The organism is Ruegeria sp. B10 (assembly GCF_056539825.1).
Map to the genome: position 1 here is coordinate 188,101 of NZ_JBQFVP010000010.1, position 17,819 is coordinate 205,919.

The window sequence follows — 17,819 nt, forward strand, 5'->3', positions numbered from 1 at the left end:
GTTGAGGATCCATCATGACCAAGCCGCTCATCCACTCGCTCGAGGCCCGCTACTACACCGATCCCGCCGTCTTCGAAGATGAGATGAACGGGCTGCTGGCGCGGACATGGCAATTCGCAGGACATGCGGCCGATATCCCGAATGTGGGTGACTATTTTGCCTTTCAGATTGCTGGTCAGAACCTGTTTGCCATTCGCGGTAGGGATGAGGTGGTGCGCACCTTCTACAACGTGTGTCAACACCGCGCGCATGAGATGGTGACCGGGACCGGCAACACCCGTGTTGTGGTCTGCCCCTATCACCAATGGACGTATGAGCTGACGGGCGGGCTGCGCGCTGGGCCCAACATCAAATCGGTACCCGGCTTTGAACGGGAAAAAATCTGCCTAACCGAAGTTCGGACCGAGATTTTTCTGGGTTTCATCTTCGTCAATCTCGACAAAGATGCCGCCCCGATGGACCACTGGTATCCCGGCGTACGTAAAGAAATTGCCGAATTCGTACCCCATATAGATGACCTCGCGCCGTTGGAATGGGTCGAGATTCCGGAGGATTGCAATTGGAAGGTCTCGGTCGAGAACTATTCGGAATGCTATCATTGCCCATCGAACCACCCCACCTTTGCTGAAGGTGTGGTGAAGCCGGAAACCTATGACATCCGGCCAGACGAGCAAGGCGGCTACGTGCTGCGCCACACGACAGAGTGTCAGGCGCTGGACAAGATGACCTATCCGATTGACCTGTCGGTGCCCCATGCCGGCGACTATCAGTCGTGGTTCCTGTGGCCCATGTTCTCCTTCCAGTGCTATCCCGGGAATGTGCTAAACACCTATCACTGGCGGGCCGAAACCGTGGACACATGTACCGTCTGGCGGGGCTGGTATACGGAAGGCGGCCATGAAAGCGACGTGATCCGTGGGCTGGCTGTACAGGATCGCGAGACCACCGTGGCCGAGGATATTCGCTTGGTCGAATCTGTGTATCGCGGCCTCAAGTCAAAGGGCTATGTGCCCGGCCCACTGGTTCTGGACCCCAAATGCGGCGTGATGAGCGAACATTCCATCGCCCGGCTGCAGCAATGGATGCGGGACGGCGTGGAAACCCCCGCCTGACCTGAATCGCTTTTGGATTCCGTACGGTAGAACCTGCCACTACGCAGGTTGACCTGCGACTCATTGCTTTTGAATTTGGATATAAAGGCAAGTCCCATCTGGCAGGAGACCCGTCTGCCGGATTGACTGACCAATAGTCAACGGGTCGCATAATCACGAGGAAGACCTATGGATGACACCCTGTTCGAAACCGGGCTAAAGCAACGCAAATCGACCCTGGGCGCAGAATATGTGGAAAAGAACCTTGCGGCGGCGGATGACTTTACTCGCCCGTTTCAGGAGGCCATGACTGCCTGGTGCTGGGGCTTTGGCTGGGGCGACGGCACGATTGACGCCAAAACACGCTCGATGATGAACCTCGCCATGCTGGGGGCGTTGGGCAAGATGCATGAATGGGAAATCCACTGTAACGGCGCGCTAAACAACGGCGTCACCAAGGAGGAAATCCAGTCGATCATTCACGTGGTTGGAATCTATTGCGGTGTTCCTCAATCGCTTGAATGCTTCCGCGTCGCGCGCAAGGTGCTGGAGGAACGGGATCTACTATGACGCCCGCTTTGGAACAGCGATCAGAGGTGTCGATCCTGGCAGCAAACACCAGCCCAATCCTACTTTGCCAGACGTCTTTGGCGCAACCGCGCGCAGGGACGCTTCAAAATGATACCATTTTGAAAACAAACAGCAATTCCCGGCAGGGCTGCCAAACGGATTTTGCGCGCCTTCGCGCTCAATTTCGCAGCGCTGCCCCCGGTTTTTACAGCGCCGCAGCACAATTTGTTTCGCTGTTTCACCATCTTGGGTCTATTGTCTCAGGTATCGGTCAGACAAAAAGTCGGGCCATATAAAAAAATGATCATCACAACAGGGAGAACATAAACCAATGATCAAAAAGTATCTGCTCTCAACGGCCTGCGCCGGTCTTGCCGCGTTTTCGGCATCACAAGCAGCGGCTGCGGATGAAATCACCGTCGCCTATTTCCTCGAATGGCCGATGCCGTTCCAATACGCCAAGGCCAACGGCACCTATGAAGAAGAGATGGGCGTCAAGATCAACTGGGTGTCCTTCGACACCGGGACTGCGATGTCGGCTGCTATGGCATCCGGCGATGTTCAGATAGCTGTAAGCCAAGGCGTTCCGCCGTTCGTTGTGGCCACATCAGCTGGTCAGGACCTGCAGGCCGTCGATGTTGCGGTTAGCTATTCGGACAATGACAACTGCGTCGTCGCCGAAGCTCTGGAAATCGACAAGACCAACGCCGGCGAGTTGAACGGCAAGAAAGTCGGTGTTCCGATCGGCACAGCCGCGCACTACGGGTTCCTGTCTCAGATGGCCCATTTCGGTGTGGATACCAGCTCGCTCGAAATCGTCGACATGGCACCCGCCGATGGCGCGGCAGCCTTTGCTCAGGGTAACCTGGACATGGTCTGCGGCTGGGGTGGCGCGCTGCGTCGTATGCTCGACCACGGCAACATCCTGTTGACCGGCGCCGAAAAGGAAGAGCTTGGCATTCTGGTGTTCGACGTAACGAGTGCACCGACCTCGTTCATTCAGGAAGAGCCTGAACTGCTGTCCAAGTTCCTCAAAGTGACTGCTGACGCAAACGCGCAGTGGAACGCGGGTGACTCCAAGGATGAGATGCTGGCCGCGATTGCAAAGGATGCAGGTATGGACCTGGCCGATGCCGAGGCAACCATCGCGACCTTCACCTTCCCCTCCGCCGAAGAGCAGCTGTCTGACAAATGGCTGGGTGGTGGCGCGCATGAGTTCATGGGCGGCGTTGCCAACGTCTTTGTGGATGCGGGCAGCATCGACTCGGCGCTGGACTCCTATGAGGGCGCTGTAAATAGCGCGCCGCTGGCAGCCGCGTCCAACTAATAAAACATACATATTCCGGGGGCCGGTCATCCGGCTGGCCTTCGGAAACAACAGCAGGAAGGAAACGGAATGCCTGAACTGGACATCATTGATTTGTCCATGCGCTTTGACTTGCCCAACGGCACCTCGGTACAGGCCCTTCAGGACGTCACGCTCAGCCTTAAAGAAGGTGAGTTGGTCTCGGTCCTCGGGCCCTCGGGATGCGGCAAGACAACGTTGCTGAACATCGTCGCGGGCTTCCTTGCGCCCACCTCGGGCCGGGTCGAGCTAAATGGCCACGTGGTCGAAGGGCCAGACGCGGAACGCGGCATGGTGTTTCAGAAAGGCGCCTTGTTCGAATGGATGAACGTGCGCGAAAATGTGGAATTCGGCCCGCGCATGAAGGGCATGCCCAAGGAAGAGCGCGATAAGATCTCGGACCATCTTCTTGAGGTCGTCGGCCTTCAGGACTTTAAGGAAAAGGCCGTTTATGAGCTTTCGGGCGGTATGCAGCAGCGCGTGGCCCTGGCCCGGTGTCTGGCGAATGAGCCTGACGTGATCCTGATGGATGAACCTTTGGGCGCGCTGGATGCGCTGACCCGGGAAAAGATGCAAGGCTTGGTCCTTAAGCTCTGGAAAGAAACGGGTAAAACCATCATCCTGATCACCCACTCGGTCGAAGAGGCCCTGCTGCTGGGTGAACGCTTGATCGTGATGGCCCCACGTCCGGGGCGCATCCACAAGGAATACAATCTGCCTTTCGCGGAACGCGGCGTGAACGCCGACCTTCGCGATGTCAAAAAATCCGAAGGTTTCGCCGAAACCCGAGATGAAATCCTGTCCATGATCTGGGAAATGGAAGAAGAAATCATGGGCCGGACGGAGCAAGCATCATGATCGTACTTCTGTTTTATATCGGCCTGTTCGGCGGCGCGTTTCTGATCGTTCACCTGCTGCGCAAGGGCCTGCAAAGCCGTCAGGACTTTACCAGCCTGAAAACTGTGACCTTTGGCGATGAAAGCGCTGTACGCGCGGATCGCGCAGCCTCGATCATCTCGATTCTGGTAATCTTCGTGATCTGGGCGGCATTCACAGGATCGAAACTGATCCCCCTGCACGTTCCGGGGCCGTTTGTGGGGGAAACCCAATTTACTTACACCGTCGAGAATGCAGACGGCACGACCGATGACGCCACCGTCTTCATCCGCGTCCCACCCTTTGGAGAAGATGCAGAAGACTTCGAGGTTGATCCCGGTACGGGCTTCGCCAAAGACGATGCATTTGCTGCGCCAACCGGGCGGTCCTCGACCATCTTGTTTGACAAGAACGACGACGCCAAACGCGCAGATGGCGCAAAGATCATCGCGATCAATGGCAATCCGATCGGTCCTGACGCAAAAGTCAATGTTGGCGACGGCACTGTATCGCTGACCGGGAAGGGCGCCATCAGCTTTACGCCAGCGCAGGGTTTGCAAATGAACCCGATCTGGCTACCTGCGCCGGAAACGGTCGTTGCGCGTTTCTTCGAGATCGCCAATGAAGGCTATCAGAACTTCTCGCTCTGGCAGCACTTGGGTTGGTCGTTGCTTCGCGTCATCGCAGGCTTCATCGCAGGGGCCATCGTGGGTATTCCGTTGGGCTATGCGATGGGCTTGTCGGGCTGGTTCCGCGGTTGGTTCGACCCGATTGTCGAGTTCATGCGACCCGTCCCTCCGCTGGCGCTGATCCCGCTGGTCATCATCTGGTTCGGCATCTGGGAGACCGGCAAGATCGTTCTGCTGTTCCTTGCCGCCCTTTGGATCATGACCATTGCCGCACGTGCGGGGGTTTCGGGTGTGAATATCTCCAAGATCCACGCGGCCTATTCGCTGGGTGCATCCAAATGGCAGATCATGCGTCACGTGATCGTCCCGAACTCTCTGCCCGAGATCTTCACGGGTGCGCGGGTCGCGATGGGCGTCTGCTGGGGAACAGTTGTTGCGGCGGAGCTGGTCGCGGCGCAGAAAGGGGCTGGTATGATGATCATCGCGGCCTCGAAGTTCCAGCTGACCGACATCGTGATCATGGGCATCGTCCTGATTGGCATTATCGGCTACGGCATCGATATCCTGATGCGCAAGGCCGAGAACGTGCTGGTTCCATGGAAAGGTCGTAGCTGACCTAAGAAACCAAAAACGCCGGCAGATCGACCCGCTCGTCGATCTGCCGGTTTTTCTGTCCAAGCGTTTCTCTCGCCAACTACACAAGTTAGCGCGCAGATTGAAACCAACTGGCAACTGACGGTTGCAGCCCCTAGACTTGACCTAGAACCTGACTGTCCGCATTGCAGCGCCAGTCGCTATAGGCCGCCGTGGAGCTTCAATGCGTGTCACTGTTGGGATCGCTGTGTCAATGCTCGTCGCTTTGTCCATCGGCGTGTCAACCTTCATTGTGCATTCTCTGTGGTGGACAACGGCGCGGGACAACAGTCAGATGTTGGCCGCCGAGATCAACAGCCAGATCTCGAACACGGTCCGTATTGAGGTTGGCCTAACCCTCAGATCCGCCGAGGCTGCCTGGGCCGCTGTCCGAACGATCTTCATTCAAAACGTGATCGAGACACGTCAGGCCGACAAGCGGGAATTTGTATTCTTGTCTCAGCTGCAATCTCAGCCAAATATCTCATGGATCACATTCGGCTGGCCCGATGGTAATTTCTTTGCAGCCCACCGGCTGGGGGATAGCGGGCTTGAGATGATCGAGATCGACGAGAACATTCAAGACAGGAAGCTGCGTAGAGACCGCTATATCTTCATCCCCGGCGACATTCAGTTCGAAGAACGCAGCTTTGCCGAGACAGACTACGACCCACGCGATCATCCTTGGTATGACAACTTCATCGACCGCGACACGCCAGATTGGATCGAAGTGCGTGATCTGCCAAACAGCGACAAAACGGTGTTTGCATATTCCGGCCCAATCGATGTACGTCGCCAACGGCAAGGCGTGCTGTCGGTTGCCATTGATACCGACCGCCTGTCCCGCTTTCTGGGCTCCCTGCGCCCCGGTGAGTTCGGTGCGGCCTTTATCCTCAGCGCCGATGGCAAGGTCATTGCCGTGCCCGATCCCAACGCGGACGAAATCACCCCCGCCCGCATGGGTGAGGGAGAGCTGTACGAAGTGGCGAAACTCTCGGGCCAGAAACTGCTGACCGACGCAGACGGGGTCGTTGCGGGCACCCTGACGAAACGGATCGTCTACGACGACGTGGCTTATGCGGTCGCTTTGACACCGCTGGGTTTTTACGGTTGGCGTGTGGCGACGGTTATCCCGGAATCGGCCTTTCTGTCCGGGATCGACCGGACGCTGGTCAATCTGGTCTACATCCTGCTGGGCGTGGTGGCCTTGGCGACCATCGCCGCAATCTGGCTGGTGCGCCGGGTCGTTGCCAACCCGCTGTCACGCGTCGCTGAAGACCTCAGCCGGATTGAGCGGTTCGATGTCGAGCAGGTCTCACGTCGTCCCTCGCGTTTGGTCGAGCTCGAGAACCTCTCGGCTGCGACGGCGAGCATGGCGGCCGGGCTGTCGGCCTTTCGGAAATACGTGCCGACCGATCTGGTGAAAATGCTGGTCGCCGCAGGTGTGAAATCGCAACCCGGTGGCGAGACCAAACAAATCTCGGTCCTGTTCTGCGACGTGTCTGGCTTCACCGGTCTGGCCGAGAAACACGGCCCAAAGGTCGTGGAACTGATGGAGCCGTTTTTCAACGCGGCCTCTTCTACGATCGAACGCCATGACGGGACGCTCGACAAGTTCATCGGCGACGCTGTGATGGCTTTCTGGGGTGCGCCAAGGCAGAATCCGAACCACGCGGAACACGCCTGCCGTGCCGCGTTGGAATTGGTGGAAGACATTGAAAACTCGGCCCTGCAAAGCCAGTCGGACGAGGCCTTGCACGTGCGTATCGGATTGAACAGCGGAGAAGCACTGGTTGGCAATATCGGGTCCGAGCATCGCTTGAACTACACCGCAATTGGCGACGTGGTGAACGTGGCCAGCCGGTTGGAAGGCGTCAACAAAACCTACGGCACTGCAATCCTGATCGGCCCCGAAACCCGGCGCGAAGCGGGCAATGCGATCATTGCCCGTGAATTGGACACGATGGAGATCGCGGGCCGCACCGAGGAATTGGTCGTCTTTGAACTGATCGCAATGGCCGGCGACACGCCTGAACCGCCAGCTTGGATCGCGGCCTACGAGTCTGGCCTAGCGCATTTCCGGGCCGGGCGTTTTGCCCAGGCCATCGATGCGTTCAAATCTGCCGACACGCTACGCGGTGGCGACCCGGCATCAGTGGTGATGATCAAACGGGCGCAGGCCGCGCTTTGACAGATCACATCATGAGGCCTGTCTTTTAAGACCCTGAATGACAACCCCGCAGGATTGAATCAGCTTGTCCAACTCAGCGCTATAATTCTCGGCGCCGCTTCGCAAAAGCCCCTCGACCGATTGTGCCTTGGCGGCCAATTCCGTCTCTCCAAAACTGGAGACGCTACCATAGACACGGTGAACGAGGAACTCGATCCGGTCCCTGTCGCCCTGCCCCTGCGCTTTCTTAAGCTCGACATAGCAGTCTTCGAGCGACTCGCGGAATGTCAGGAAAACCTGATCCAACTCTTCATTGCTCAGGAATTTCCTCAGGCGTTCCTTGGTGTCATCGGTATTTGGAATGTACGATATCTCAGGGGATGGCTGCCCGAGTGAGGCTCGCATGGCGCCATATAGCACTCGCTCATCCAGAGGCTTTGAGACAACCGCGTCAAAGCCAGCGTTCGTGTATTCATCCAGATCTTCGGGCATTACGTTGGCAGTCACTGCAATAGTGGTGATTGACTTGTCCAATCCCGTTTCCTTGGCAATCTGCTTCAGGTCGCGCGCCAATTGAACGCCAGTCGTATCGGGCAGTCGGATATCGGTTAGAATGCAATCTGTGTCATCTGGACGGAAGCGGGCAATTGCCTCTTTGCCGTTGGCCGCGGCGGTGACCGTGTGACCATCCCTCTCCAGCAGGCTTTTGAGGATCTCCATGCTGGTCGGGTCGTCCTCGATGATCAGAACGTTTTGCTTTGTCCCGACCGTGGCTGCAAAACCCGCCATCTCGGATCGCGGGCTTGGGGCCGGGGCTGCGTGGAAAGGCACTTCGACCCGGAACACAGTCCCCTCGCCCAGATTGCTTTTGACCGACACCTGCCCGTTCAGCGTTGAGACAAGCCCACGCACAATCGAAAGCCCCAGCCCGGTTCCACCTGTTTTGCGCGAGTCGATGTTCGAGGCCTGCGTGAAGGGTTCAAAGATATCTTTGACCTGATCTTCGGGCACACCAATGCCAGTATCGCTGACCGTAAAGGCCACCGACTGCTTTGATTGCTCAAAAGACAACGTGACCGAGCCTTCATTCGTGAATTTCACCGCATTGCCCAGTAGGTTCAGCAGAATGTGTCTAAGGTGGCCACTGTTGCCGCTGAGATAAACGCCATCGTCAAACTGCGGGATGATCAACTGTACGTTCTTCGATCGGGCCAGCGGGCGCAAGACGGCCTCGAGGTCTTGCAGAACCTCGGACAGGTTGAAGGTTCGGAACTCGCGATCTTCGGGCTTTTCCTCAAGACGCGCGATGTTGAGGACATCGTCGATGAGATTTCGCATCGCAAGGCTGGAGCGTTCAATCTCATCCAGTCTCTGGTCTAGGGACTCGGGGTCCTGCGGGGTCAATTTGATCAGGCGGATATTGCCCACGATGCCATTCAGCGGCGTGCGCAGCTCATGGCTTGCAGTTGCCAGAAACTGGGATTTCGCCTCATTCGCCTTTTCCGCATCGTTGCGCGCTTTTTCCAGATAGACGCTCTGCACGAAATTGGCCCGCAGCGTGCGTTCGGAAAAGAACTTCGCATAGAGACCAATCAGAACAGTAGAAGCCAGAACGAAGGAGGGGCCGATCCAGGTGTCCATCCCGCTGCTCAGGCTCGTTTTGTCGAACACCAGATAGTATGAGACAGGCACGAACAGCAAAAGTTGCAACGCGGCCGAGTGGGAAAAGACAAAGGGCAGGAAAACGGTGCCCGCAAGGCTGATCAGCGCAAAGCGATACAGGAAGTCCTTGGATTCATGATCCCCGGAAAAGGCGAAGGCGGCCCAGATGGCCAGATACATCATCGACCAGCCGGTGGAGATGATCACGGGCAATGTGCGCGCCGGAAGTTTGTGCGAAAAAAAGAAAAGCCCAAAAATAAACGAGATGATGAACAGCCGCGCGCCCCAAACGGCCAGATCCTGACCAGAGAAGCTGCGGGAATGCAGGACAAAAACCTCAAGAAAGGCAAAGACGACGTAGAAAGACGCGCCAAACAGTAGCGCTGTGCGGAATTGCCCGCGCGTGGATTCGAAGTACCAATCGCGGTATTGGGCCTCGAACTTCTTGTCCAGAAAGTTCTGGGTGACCGCGTTGATCGGTTCGTCATATATGAAGGCGCGCGGTTTCACTGTCGTGTCACCCCCAGTCGATAGCCGACCCCGTGGACCGTCACGATGATCTTTGGACCATCGCCGCCATCCGACAGCTTCCTGCGGATCTTGGCAACCAGAGCGTCAATTGTTCGCTCTCCGGCGTCATGATCCGGCGACAGGGCGACCGCATCCAACAGCACCGAGCGGGACAGCACCCGACCGTTCGCGTTTACGATAGCCATCAGCACGTCGAATTCGGCCCGCGTGACGGGTATGACCTCGTGCTGGGCGTTCCAGACCTGTCGACTGTCCAGATCAATTTCGATCTCTCCCAGCCGGACCTTGGTATCCTGCCGCGGCATATGCGCCTGGGGGTTTGTGCGCCTGAGCACTGCGTTGATCCGGGACAAAAGCTCATCCGGGTCAAACGGCTTGGTCAGATAGTCGTCCCCCCCAATGTCCAACCCGCTGATCTTGTCGCTGGCGCTGTTTCGGGACGACACGAAGATAATCGGAGGATGCGCCGATTTCGCCCGCATGGAACGCGCCAGTACCAGACCGTCCTCATCCGGCAATCCGAGGTCCAGCAAAGCGATATCCACCGATTGAGACGCAAGCGTCGCGCGCGCATCCGCAACATTGGACGCCTGAAGAACATTGTAATGCGGCCGAAGGAGCGCGGACGTCAGAGCAAGCAATGACGGGTCGTCCTCTACCAACAATACGTTCAACTTCTTCAACTCTGCGGTCCTACCTGTCTGTTTCTAAACACAGCTTGGCACGTGTGAGTGTTTTCGTCCAAACCATCCCCACACTCTTTTTGGAATATGTTCAGCCAGGGACACAAGCCTAGCGTGCGTAAGAACCGGGCCTGTTAACATCTGGTTAACATCTGCATCGCGGTTTGGTGACAATTTGATTTTAACCTCTGTTTCAACGTCCCAATTTGTTGGTGCAGTTATGTTTAATACGTCTTTTGAAATTATTGAGCCTATCGACGATCCCGAACTGTCTGAACTTCCAGCGTCATGCAGCAAGCATAGCACTCTGGCAGTCGTTGATATGGAGAGTAACGAACCAGCGGTCGTAAAGACCTTCCCGGTTCGCCCGACGATCATCCACCCTCAGCCGAGCGCATTGATCGACCAAACGTTCGAGGATAATATCGCCGAATGCGCGGCCGATGGTGAAAACAAAAGCCTGTTGGTCACAATCATGATGACCGATGTGGTGAACTCGACCGAGATCGTTGCGCGTCTTGGCGATGCCGAGTGGCGCGATATCATGGATGCCCTGGATACGGCAGCACTTGAAACCGTTGCAGAACACGAAGGCACACTTGTGAAGCTCATGGGTGACGGCATGCTGGCGATCTTTCCCCGCCCCAGCGCCGCTATCGCTTGCGCCAAGGCCTTTCGGGCCACGGCAGACGCGCTTGGCCTAAAGCTTCGGGCCGGTATTCATTGTGGCGAGTGCTTGCGCACCACCAACGATGTGACAGGCATCGCAATCGCAATCGCGGCACGTGTTCTCAGCCTGACACCTGGTGGGCAGACATGGGTTTCCAGCACCGTGCGCGATCTGGTTTTGGGTCTGGGGCTGGAGTTTCAGGAAATTGGACCCAAACAGCTGAAAGGCCTGAGTGACGATTGGGTTCTTTATCAACTGGAGGATGACGACGAGACTTAGTCGCCTCCATAGAGTTTCTTGCCTCCCACCGGCTTGAGGGGGAACCGGGTCTCCGACCAGATTGGATCCGCGGTTCGCAGGTTAGGCACGAGGTAAAGAAAGTGGTGCGCGGGTGAACGGTTTGTTAGGGTACTAGAGTGGTTTTTTTGTTGGTCCCGTTCACCCAGCGCAGCACAGTCCATAAAGGCCATGAACTTGCCTGAAGCGCCGTCTTGAGCGGCGTGAACACGATCATCATGACAATGCCCAGCGAGAACAGACACCAGATCGCAGGCATTTCCGTAGGGCTATCGGTTGAGGCCCAGGCCAGCGTGGGCCCGATAAGCAGTTGAAACCCCGCGACTTTCCATGCGCCCAGAGCGGCGGGCAGCAGAAACATCACCGTAAAATAGACCGGGAAGTTCAGATCATATTGCTGCCCAAGAATCGTTGCAGGCAGGCTTTCACCCAGATCATTCAGTGGCAAATGCCACCCTATGTGCCAGCTTTCCGCCTTCACACACAGATGATCGCTGCACAAAAGACGACCCGGTCGGCACGGGCCTGCCCACTCGAACGGATAAATTTGCAGCAACAGATACGCTCCAGTCACTGCGCCAAGACCTAAGACCACGGGAGCTATCATACCGCGCACATCCTTTGGGATGAAATACAACGCGAGAATGCCGGTAAACAGCGGCTGAAAGGCGATATGTATATAGGCCAGCAACGCGGCGACCTGATTTTGGGGCAATGCGCATTGCCCCTCGACAGAATAGGAATAGCCCTGCAGCACCTCAATCGCGGTGAAATACACCAGCGGAGACCAAAGCAGCGGGCTCTCGCCTTGGCGTATGGCCTTGACGGTGGCGACTACCCCGACGGCGGCAATGGTATAGGACGCTGGCCCGCTCCAACACATTGTAATATCGTTCCTTCAAACCACTCGTCTTGGGATAAGTATGCATTCGGTCAGCCTTCAAGAAAGCCTTTTTTCAGTCGAAGACATTCTTCAGGATTTCGCGCGGTTCGACTTTCCCCTGAAAGACATCTGGCTTAGCGCGGCGCGGTTTCATTTCCAGAATCTCGACCCTGAAATCTGCGCCCTGCCCCCCGGCGCGCGGGCACTGGAGATCGGCTGCGGGGCAGGTATCCTGTTGACCATGCTGCGCCAGCGGAACCCTAACATTACGCTGGACGCCATTGAGCCTTTCGCCGAAGGCTTCGCACCGATGGAGCATGTTCTGGATCACGCCGCCAAGCAGGGCGGAGACATTCAACGCAGCACCTATGAGGCGTTCACTCCGTCACAACCCTATGACCTGATCTACATGGTCAACGTTCTGGAGCACTTGCCGGATTGGCGGCATTTCCTGGATACGCTGCCGCGTTTTCTGGCCCCACAGGGCCGCTGCCTGATTCTCTGCCCCAACTACGGCTTCCCGTATGAGCCACATTTCAACATCCCCGCGCTTCGCTCAAAGACCCTGACAGGGCGACTGTTTCGAAAGCGGATTACATGGGTTGAGGACACCTACGAAGTTCATGGGCTGTGGAACAGCCTCAATTTCGTCCGTCTGGCCCAGATCAAACGTCACCTGAAGGGGTCCGGCCTGCGCCTGCGCGTACGGTCTGAGATCACCGACAGCATGATCGACAGGTTCAGCGACGATCCGGTGTTTCAGGAACATATCGGAGTGTTTAACGCGATCGGGCGTGGGGCAAAGAAACTGGGCCTGACGCAGGTGGTCCGCGTTTGGCCATTCGAGAACATACAGCCCTATATGTTTCTGGAGCTGTCCCAAACCGACGCCTGAACCGTGGACCTTAACCACGTTGGCGGAAACCCAAAGCCGTGCTAACGATTGGGGACGCCAACCAGTTTCATAGTCTCAATCATTTTCAGTGACGATAATGAGTTCGATCAAGGTTCCGAGGGAATTCGCAAAACCAGACGACAGGATGGCCTGCAAAGCGCTGGCAATCAGCGCAGGCGTCGTCGCTGCGGGGCTTGCTATCCCTGCCCTATTTTCCGGAGCATGGCTTTCCCTGACCTTGGGTTCGTTTCTGTTTGCGGCAGGAATCCTTCGGCTCTATTCCATCCAGCATGACTGTGGGCACTACAGCTTTTTCACCAACCGCACGTGGAATGATCTCCTTGGGAACTTCCTTTGCCTCGTTTCCGGGATCGCGCATAGCGTTCTGAGGTATAATCACAACCTACATCACCAGCATCTGGGCAATCTGGATCACCGGGACGCCCACGAGGTCTATGTCATGACCCGGCGCGAATACGAAGCCGCGCCCCTGTCTAGGAAACTTTTCTACCGCGCCTATCGGCACCCCATCACATTGTTCCTGATCGGCCCGGTCCTGATCTACTTCGTCCAATACCGCTGGCCCCGAAACACGCTGAAAGTCAGCGTCCGGGATGTACTGCTGCAAAACATAGCCATGTTCACCTTCTGGAGCCTGATCATCACACTTCTTGGCTGGTGGAGTTTTTACGCCCTGATCCTTGGCAGCCTTCTTGCAGGCAGTTTCGGAATATTTGTCGTCTATGTCGGGCACAACTTCGAAGAAACCTATTGGCGGCAGTCGGCCGACAAAACCGCCCATGCAGCCGCTCTGCACGGTGCGAGTTCGCTCCGACTAGGACCGGTTGTGGATTTTGTACTGTTGAATTTCGGCTTCCACGACCTGCATCACCTGAACGCCAAAATCCCCTGCTATCACCTCAAAACCTGCAACGCCTCAATTGCGCAGGACTGGAACAGCGCTGCGATCGACGTCCGAGGCGCGCTCAGTTGCTTGAAATGGAGGCTGTGGGACGAGGATACCAATCGGATGATCCCCTTCCCACATAGTCTGCGCCATGATCTCAGTCTGGACTGGCGCGGCCCGGCACCTTCGGCGGAGCTTTAGACCTGGCGCTACTGTGACGGCAGGCCGGTGTCGGGCATGGTGAAATCGTCCGGCAGGATCACGATATCCTTGGGGTCGACTGTCAGCCTCATCGACGTGGGCGAGGTCACCTCGACCACATTATGGAAATGGGCGTCATAGTCTTCGGGCAGAAGCATGCGATCGTCCCGGTCCCTCGGGTCCGCGCGCAACCAGGTATCGAACCCGTTCAAATCATCGAATTCATCTGCGAAATAGTCATGCAAGCGACGGAAAAGCTTGGGCCAGATTGCCAGATCCTGATAATTCGCAGGGGTTACTTCGAAGTCTTGCTCGGGGGCCGACGCATCATCGGGATACAGACCATTTCCAGTCGCACGGGCCTGATCCGCAATCCCTCCGAGATGCTGCGCAAGTGAGATCGGCAGCGTCAGGTAGAACAGCGGATAGGACTGACCCGCCTCCAGGCTGCGCGCGTTGAAGCTCTGATCCACGCGCTCTGGCATCAGTTTGAACACCTCACCGTCCGGTTCGGGCGCATCACCCGCGTAGACAAAGGCCACGATCCGGCCGTGACCGTCCAGACCATTGGTCAGGATGTAACCGCGAACCGGGTTGTTTTCGACCTGCTTTACCTTGTTGGGCTTGTCCTCCCAGAACACCACGTCTCCGAACCCGGCCCAATCCAACAGAAAATCGCGCGACGCCTCCGCAAGGGGTTTGTTCTGATGCGCGCTGCGGAAATGGGTTTCGAGCGCATCCAGCCCTTCAAACCGCAGATTGATCATCCCACGCCCATTGAAGCCGGGCCGGGGCTGACCCGAACGCCAAAGGTCCTGAACAAACGACGGGTCATCTGGTTTGAATTTCAGAGTATCTCCGTCAGGTTCCGGGCCCTGCTTTGGAATGTCGGGATAGAAAATATGAAACTCGCCCTTAATCAGCTTATAGGCCATTGCGCCCTCCGTAATTCATCAATCAACAATGATCGGATGGTGACGGCAGAGCGTAACAGTTTCAAGTCAAAGCAACCCCAAAGCCTGGGTGCCTTAACGGCGCGGCAGGGCCATCACCTTGTCACGTGCCAGTGTACTCGCCTCGGCCCGATTCAGCGATAGCAACGTTTCTTCCGGTGTAAGACCTTTGGCCAGCGCTTTGACCCAAATCCGGCGCGCCGTGACGGGCGACCATGGCAGGGCCGCTTCGGACAACCACTGCCGCAACGGGGCGGGCAGGCTGTCAAAGACGGCCATAGGATCGCCCGCGCGCTTCCTACGCCGCAAGCTGCTTTGCCCCAGATTTCCGGTCATGCAGCCTCTTCCGGGTCGGTGATCGGATCCAATACCAGTACGAGCCGGGTCTCGCCGGTGCCTTCGATCGGAGGGGAACGGTGCAAAAGACCCGACCGCGGTGTTTCCGGCCAGCGTGTTCCACGCAACAGGATCGGAGACCCGGTTTGCACCGTAAAGACACGTTGAGGCTCAGCGCCATCGCGCGAAATGCCGTATTGCGTACCGGTGCCGCGATAGGTGCAGACCAGTCGTGCCGTGATGGCGTCGATATGGAATTTGCGGCAGGCATTGGACGTGACAACATCCAGCCGCAACCGCAAATAACGGGCCGAGACCAGATCTGAGAACACCTCTGCCAGTAAGGCGATGTCTGCCTCCAGCCAATCCCGCTCGGGGCATGTTGTCAAACCGGACATGTCGCAGAGATGGCCGACCGTTTCGGCCACCTTGCCCAACAGAAGGATCACCCGCCCCTTGGGCAGGTCCTCGGGGTCAAGATCATTTAGCCAGCTTTGAACACTGGGCGGAGTTTGACGCCGCCAAAGTGCTGCGGCGCAACCTGGGTTGAGAAAGGCGCTCAGCGCCTCGGGCGTATCCGCAACGCCAACCCCAACGGCCGCACCGATCACGGTTTGGCGCACAACGCTCATGCTGCTGCCTCAGCCCGACGCCAGATCGGGAACGGGTCGGGATAGTCCGGCAAATTGTCGGGACCCAAACCCGCAACGGCGGGCACAAGACAGGCATCCAATCGCGCCCTGAGGGTCGGCCAGTCGATCCCTGCCCCGATGAACACGATCTCTTGCCGGCGGTCTCCCCATGGTTCTTGCCAATGGGCCTGCATATAGGCACGGGCACTGTCATGGGTCGGTCGGCGTTCTTCCGGAACTGAAGCCCACCAAGTGCCCAAAGGCTGCACGCTAGAGAGCGCTCCGGCCAGCGAAAACTCAGCCACCCAATCGGGACGCGTAGAAATCCAGAAATGCCCCTTGGCCCGGATCACACCCGGCAGATCGCCGTTCAGAACCTCAAGGATACGCTCGGGCACGAAGGGCAGACGCGCCCGGTAGACATAAGACGCAACACCATATTCTTCAGTCTCCGGCACGTGGCCAGCAAAGCCATACAGCTCTTTGGCCCACATCGGATGCTCATGGGCTTTTTCGAAGTCAAACAGCCCGGTATCGAGGATTTTCTCAGCCGCCACAGCGGAGTGATTGACCTCGACGATCTCGGCATCCGCATTGAGGCTGCGGATGATTTTGCGGGCCGCGTCGACCTTTTCCGGCCCGGCATCGTCGACCTTGTTCAGGATCACGACATCGGCGAACTCGATCTGATCGGTTAGCAAATGGACGAGGGTGCGTTCGTCTTCCTCGCCCATAGTCTCACCGCGATCCTGCAGGAAGTCATGCGAGGAGAAATCCCCAAGCAGGTTCACCGCATCGACAACCGTCACCATCGTGTCCAGACGCGCCACATCGGACAGGCTTTCGCCATACTCATCGCGGAAATCAAAGGTCGCAGCCACCGGCAGAGGCTCAGAAATACCCGTTGATTCAATCAGCAGATAGTCAAAGCGCCCCTCGGCCGCCAGTCGGCGGACCTCATCCAAAAGGTCATCGCGCAGGGTGCAGCAGATACAGCCATTCGACATTTCAACCAGCGTCTCGTCCGTCCGGCTCAGCTCGGTATCGGCGCGCACAAGGTCGGCGTCGATATTCACCTCGGACATGTCGTTCACGATCACCGCGACACGGCGACCTTCGCGGTTGTTGAGAACCCGATTCAGCAAAGTGGTCTTGCCAGCCCCAAGAAATCCGGAAAGCACCGTGACGGGAAGGCGCGTATCTGACATATGAGTCTCCATAGCTCTGTATGTGGTTCTTGTAACTTTCATAGTTACTAGATTAATGCAACAGCCAAAGTTACGTTTCCAGCAGGTTAGGAGAACCCCGTCATATGAAGCGCAATAGCCGCCTGTCACTTGCCCTGCATACGCTCAGCCATATGGCCGGAGAACCGGACCGTGTGCGCACCTCAACCGAAATTGCGGACCATGCCGGAACCAACCCGGTTGTTGTGCGTCGCGTCTTGGGAAAATTGCGTGCCGCCGGTCTGCTGACGTCCGAGAAAGGCCATGCAGGCGGTTGGCGTCTGGCCCGCGTTCCGAGCGAAATCACGCTAGCCGATGTCTACCTTGCGCTGGACGAGCGCCTTGTCGCAAGCGGCAGTGAAGATGAGGCGCCAACCTGTTCTGTCGAACATGCCTTGCAAAAACGCGTGCGCGGCGTTCTGGAAGAGATTGAGCAGAGCTTGGTAGAAAGACTGTCAGAGACGTCGATCAAAGAGGTCTGAGACAGGCCCCGACCCACACTCACAACAACTTGCGGCAGCAGAAAGGCACCTTTGTCGAAACCTGTCTCCCTTTGACGGCAAAATCGGGTGAGAGGCGGTGTGAAAAATATCAAAATCCAACACGCGCGGACGAACCCTTCGCGATTT

Annotated in this window: 17 protein-coding genes; 10 read left to right on the top strand and 7 right to left on the bottom strand. The window is 57.1% G+C overall.

The features are described 5' to 3' along the window. Positions 1–14: 14 nt before the first annotated feature. The 6 genes from ACR0J4_RS15415 to ACR0J4_RS15440 all read left to right on the top strand — a co-directional run bounded on the left by ACR0J4_RS15415 (position 15) and on the right by ACR0J4_RS15440 (position 7,335). Positions 15–1,112, top strand: coding sequence for an aromatic ring-hydroxylating oxygenase subunit alpha (locus tag ACR0J4_RS15415; RefSeq protein WP_170641133.1), 1,098 nt, complete (start codon positions 15–17; stop codon positions 1,110–1,112). Positions 1,113–1,280: 168 nt separating this feature from the next. Then, positions 1,281–1,661 (top strand): carboxymuconolactone decarboxylase family protein, encoded by a 381-nt coding sequence (locus ACR0J4_RS15420; protein ID WP_170641132.1) that lies wholly within the window; start codon positions 1,281–1,283, stop codon positions 1,659–1,661. A gap of 331 nt (positions 1,662–1,992) precedes the next feature. Further along, positions 1,993–2,988 carry a taurine ABC transporter substrate-binding protein gene (locus ACR0J4_RS15425; RefSeq protein WP_170641131.1) on the top strand — a complete coding sequence of 332 codons (996 nt, stop codon included), beginning with the start codon at positions 1,993–1,995 and terminating at the stop codon, positions 2,986–2,988. A 69-nt stretch (positions 2,989–3,057) separates the two neighbouring features. After that, a complete protein-coding gene (locus tag ACR0J4_RS15430) occupies positions 3,058–3,864 on the top strand; it encodes a taurine ABC transporter ATP-binding protein (protein WP_170376956.1) in 807 nt (268 codons plus the stop codon). Continuing rightward, positions 3,861–5,126, top strand: coding sequence for an ABC transporter permease (locus tag ACR0J4_RS15435; RefSeq protein ID WP_170376954.1), 1,266 nt, complete (start codon positions 3,861–3,863; stop codon positions 5,124–5,126). The genes ACR0J4_RS15430 and ACR0J4_RS15435 overlap by 4 nt, the downstream gene beginning before the upstream one ends. A gap of 202 nt (positions 5,127–5,328) precedes the next feature. Further along, the gene (locus tag ACR0J4_RS15440; RefSeq protein ID WP_170641130.1) at positions 5,329–7,335 is read left to right on the top strand and encodes an adenylate/guanylate cyclase domain-containing protein; all 2,007 of its coding nucleotides are present in this window, start codon (positions 5,329–5,331) and stop codon (positions 7,333–7,335) included. Between the two features lie 9 nt (positions 7,336–7,344). Here ACR0J4_RS15440 and ACR0J4_RS15445 read toward each other — a convergent pair whose 3' ends face one another. Then, entirely contained in the window at positions 7,345–9,486 is a 2,142-nt protein-coding gene (locus ACR0J4_RS15445; RefSeq protein WP_170641128.1) for an ATP-binding protein, read from the bottom strand. After that, the gene (locus tag ACR0J4_RS15450) at positions 9,483–10,190 is read right to left on the bottom strand and encodes a response regulator transcription factor (protein WP_170641125.1); all 708 of its coding nucleotides are present in this window, start codon (positions 10,188–10,190) and stop codon (positions 9,483–9,485) included. The genes ACR0J4_RS15445 and ACR0J4_RS15450 overlap by 4 nt, the downstream gene beginning before the upstream one ends. A gap of 322 nt (positions 10,191–10,512) precedes the next feature. On the opposite strand from ACR0J4_RS15450, the gene ACR0J4_RS15455 reads away from it, so the two are divergent. Beyond that, positions 10,513–11,139 (top strand): adenylate/guanylate cyclase domain-containing protein, encoded by a 627-nt coding sequence (locus ACR0J4_RS15455; protein ID WP_170641123.1) that lies wholly within the window; start codon positions 10,513–10,515, stop codon positions 11,137–11,139. 124 nt (positions 11,140–11,263) lie between these two features. Here ACR0J4_RS15455 and ACR0J4_RS15460 read toward each other — a convergent pair whose 3' ends face one another. Further along, positions 11,264–12,040: a DUF5765 domain-containing protein gene (locus tag ACR0J4_RS15460; RefSeq protein WP_170641121.1), complete on the bottom strand. Its 777-nt coding sequence runs from the start codon at positions 12,038–12,040 to the stop codon at positions 11,264–11,266. 40 nt (positions 12,041–12,080) lie between these two features. On the opposite strand from ACR0J4_RS15460, the gene ACR0J4_RS15465 reads away from it, so the two are divergent. Next, positions 12,081–12,935 carry a class I SAM-dependent methyltransferase gene (locus ACR0J4_RS15465; protein ID WP_170641119.1) on the top strand — a complete coding sequence of 285 codons (855 nt, stop codon included), beginning with the start codon at positions 12,081–12,083 and terminating at the stop codon, positions 12,933–12,935. Positions 12,936–13,032: 97 nt separating this feature from the next. Further along, positions 13,033–14,043, top strand: a complete 1,011-nt coding sequence (locus tag ACR0J4_RS15470) for a fatty acid desaturase (RefSeq protein ID WP_170641117.1) — start codon at positions 13,033–13,035, stop codon at positions 14,041–14,043. Between the two features lie 8 nt (positions 14,044–14,051). Here the strand turns inward: ACR0J4_RS15470 and ACR0J4_RS15475 are convergent, their stop codons facing one another. The 4 genes from ACR0J4_RS15475 to ACR0J4_RS15490 form a co-directional block, all read right to left on the bottom strand. Continuing rightward, entirely contained in the window at positions 14,052–14,978 is a 927-nt protein-coding gene (locus ACR0J4_RS15475; RefSeq protein WP_170641115.1) for a hypothetical protein, read from the bottom strand. A gap of 93 nt (positions 14,979–15,071) precedes the next feature. Continuing rightward, positions 15,072–15,332 carry a DUF6525 family protein gene (locus ACR0J4_RS15480; RefSeq protein ID WP_170641113.1) on the bottom strand — a complete coding sequence of 87 codons (261 nt, stop codon included), beginning with the start codon at positions 15,330–15,332 and terminating at the stop codon, positions 15,072–15,074. Then, the gene (locus tag ACR0J4_RS15485; RefSeq protein ID WP_170554859.1) at positions 15,329–15,964 is read right to left on the bottom strand and encodes a DUF1826 domain-containing protein; all 636 of its coding nucleotides are present in this window, start codon (positions 15,962–15,964) and stop codon (positions 15,329–15,331) included. Before ACR0J4_RS15485 ends, ACR0J4_RS15480 begins: the two co-directional genes overlap by 4 nt. Further along, positions 15,961–17,172: a CobW family GTP-binding protein gene (locus ACR0J4_RS15490; protein ID WP_170641111.1), complete on the bottom strand. Its 1,212-nt coding sequence runs from the start codon at positions 17,170–17,172 to the stop codon at positions 15,961–15,963. Before ACR0J4_RS15490 ends, ACR0J4_RS15485 begins: the two co-directional genes overlap by 4 nt. Before the next feature lie 104 nt (positions 17,173–17,276). Here ACR0J4_RS15490 and ACR0J4_RS15495 point away from each other — a divergent pair, with 104 nt between their 5' ends. Further along, positions 17,277–17,672, top strand: a complete 396-nt coding sequence (locus ACR0J4_RS15495; RefSeq protein WP_170376931.1) for an RrF2 family transcriptional regulator — start codon at positions 17,277–17,279, stop codon at positions 17,670–17,672. The last annotated feature ends 147 nt before the right edge of the window (positions 17,673–17,819 follow it).

Coding starts and splice junctions, on each gene's coding strand:
- ACR0J4_RS15415 (WP_170641133.1), top strand. CDS start 15: ATGACCAAGCCGCTCATCCACTCGCTCGAGGCCCGCTACTACACCGAT.
- ACR0J4_RS15420 (WP_170641132.1), top strand. CDS start 1,281: ATGGATGACACCCTGTTCGAAACCGGGCTAAAGCAACGCAAATCGACC.
- ACR0J4_RS15425 (WP_170641131.1), top strand. CDS start 1,993: ATGATCAAAAAGTATCTGCTCTCAACGGCCTGCGCCGGTCTTGCCGCG.
- ACR0J4_RS15430 (WP_170376956.1), top strand. CDS start 3,058: ATGCCTGAACTGGACATCATTGATTTGTCCATGCGCTTTGACTTGCCC.
- ACR0J4_RS15435 (WP_170376954.1), top strand. CDS start 3,861: ATGATCGTACTTCTGTTTTATATCGGCCTGTTCGGCGGCGCGTTTCTG.
- ACR0J4_RS15440 (WP_170641130.1), top strand. CDS start 5,329: ATGCGTGTCACTGTTGGGATCGCTGTGTCAATGCTCGTCGCTTTGTCC.
- ACR0J4_RS15455 (WP_170641123.1), top strand. CDS start 10,513: ATGGAGAGTAACGAACCAGCGGTCGTAAAGACCTTCCCGGTTCGCCCG.
- ACR0J4_RS15460 (WP_170641121.1), bottom strand. CDS start 12,040: ATGTGTTGGAGCGGGCCAGCGTCCTATACCATTGCCGCCGTCGGGGTA.
- ACR0J4_RS15465 (WP_170641119.1), top strand. CDS start 12,081: ATGCATTCGGTCAGCCTTCAAGAAAGCCTTTTTTCAGTCGAAGACATT.
- ACR0J4_RS15470 (WP_170641117.1), top strand. CDS start 13,033: ATGAGTTCGATCAAGGTTCCGAGGGAATTCGCAAAACCAGACGACAGG.
- ACR0J4_RS15475 (WP_170641115.1), bottom strand. CDS start 14,978: ATGGCCTATAAGCTGATTAAGGGCGAGTTTCATATTTTCTATCCCGAC.
- ACR0J4_RS15480 (WP_170641113.1), bottom strand. CDS start 15,332: ATGACCGGAAATCTGGGGCAAAGCAGCTTGCGGCGTAGGAAGCGCGCG.
- ACR0J4_RS15485 (WP_170554859.1), bottom strand. CDS start 15,964: ATGAGCGTTGTGCGCCAAACCGTGATCGGTGCGGCCGTTGGGGTTGGC.
- ACR0J4_RS15490 (WP_170641111.1), bottom strand. CDS start 17,172: ATGTCAGATACGCGCCTTCCCGTCACGGTGCTTTCCGGATTTCTTGGG.
- ACR0J4_RS15495 (WP_170376931.1), top strand. CDS start 17,277: ATGAAGCGCAATAGCCGCCTGTCACTTGCCCTGCATACGCTCAGCCAT.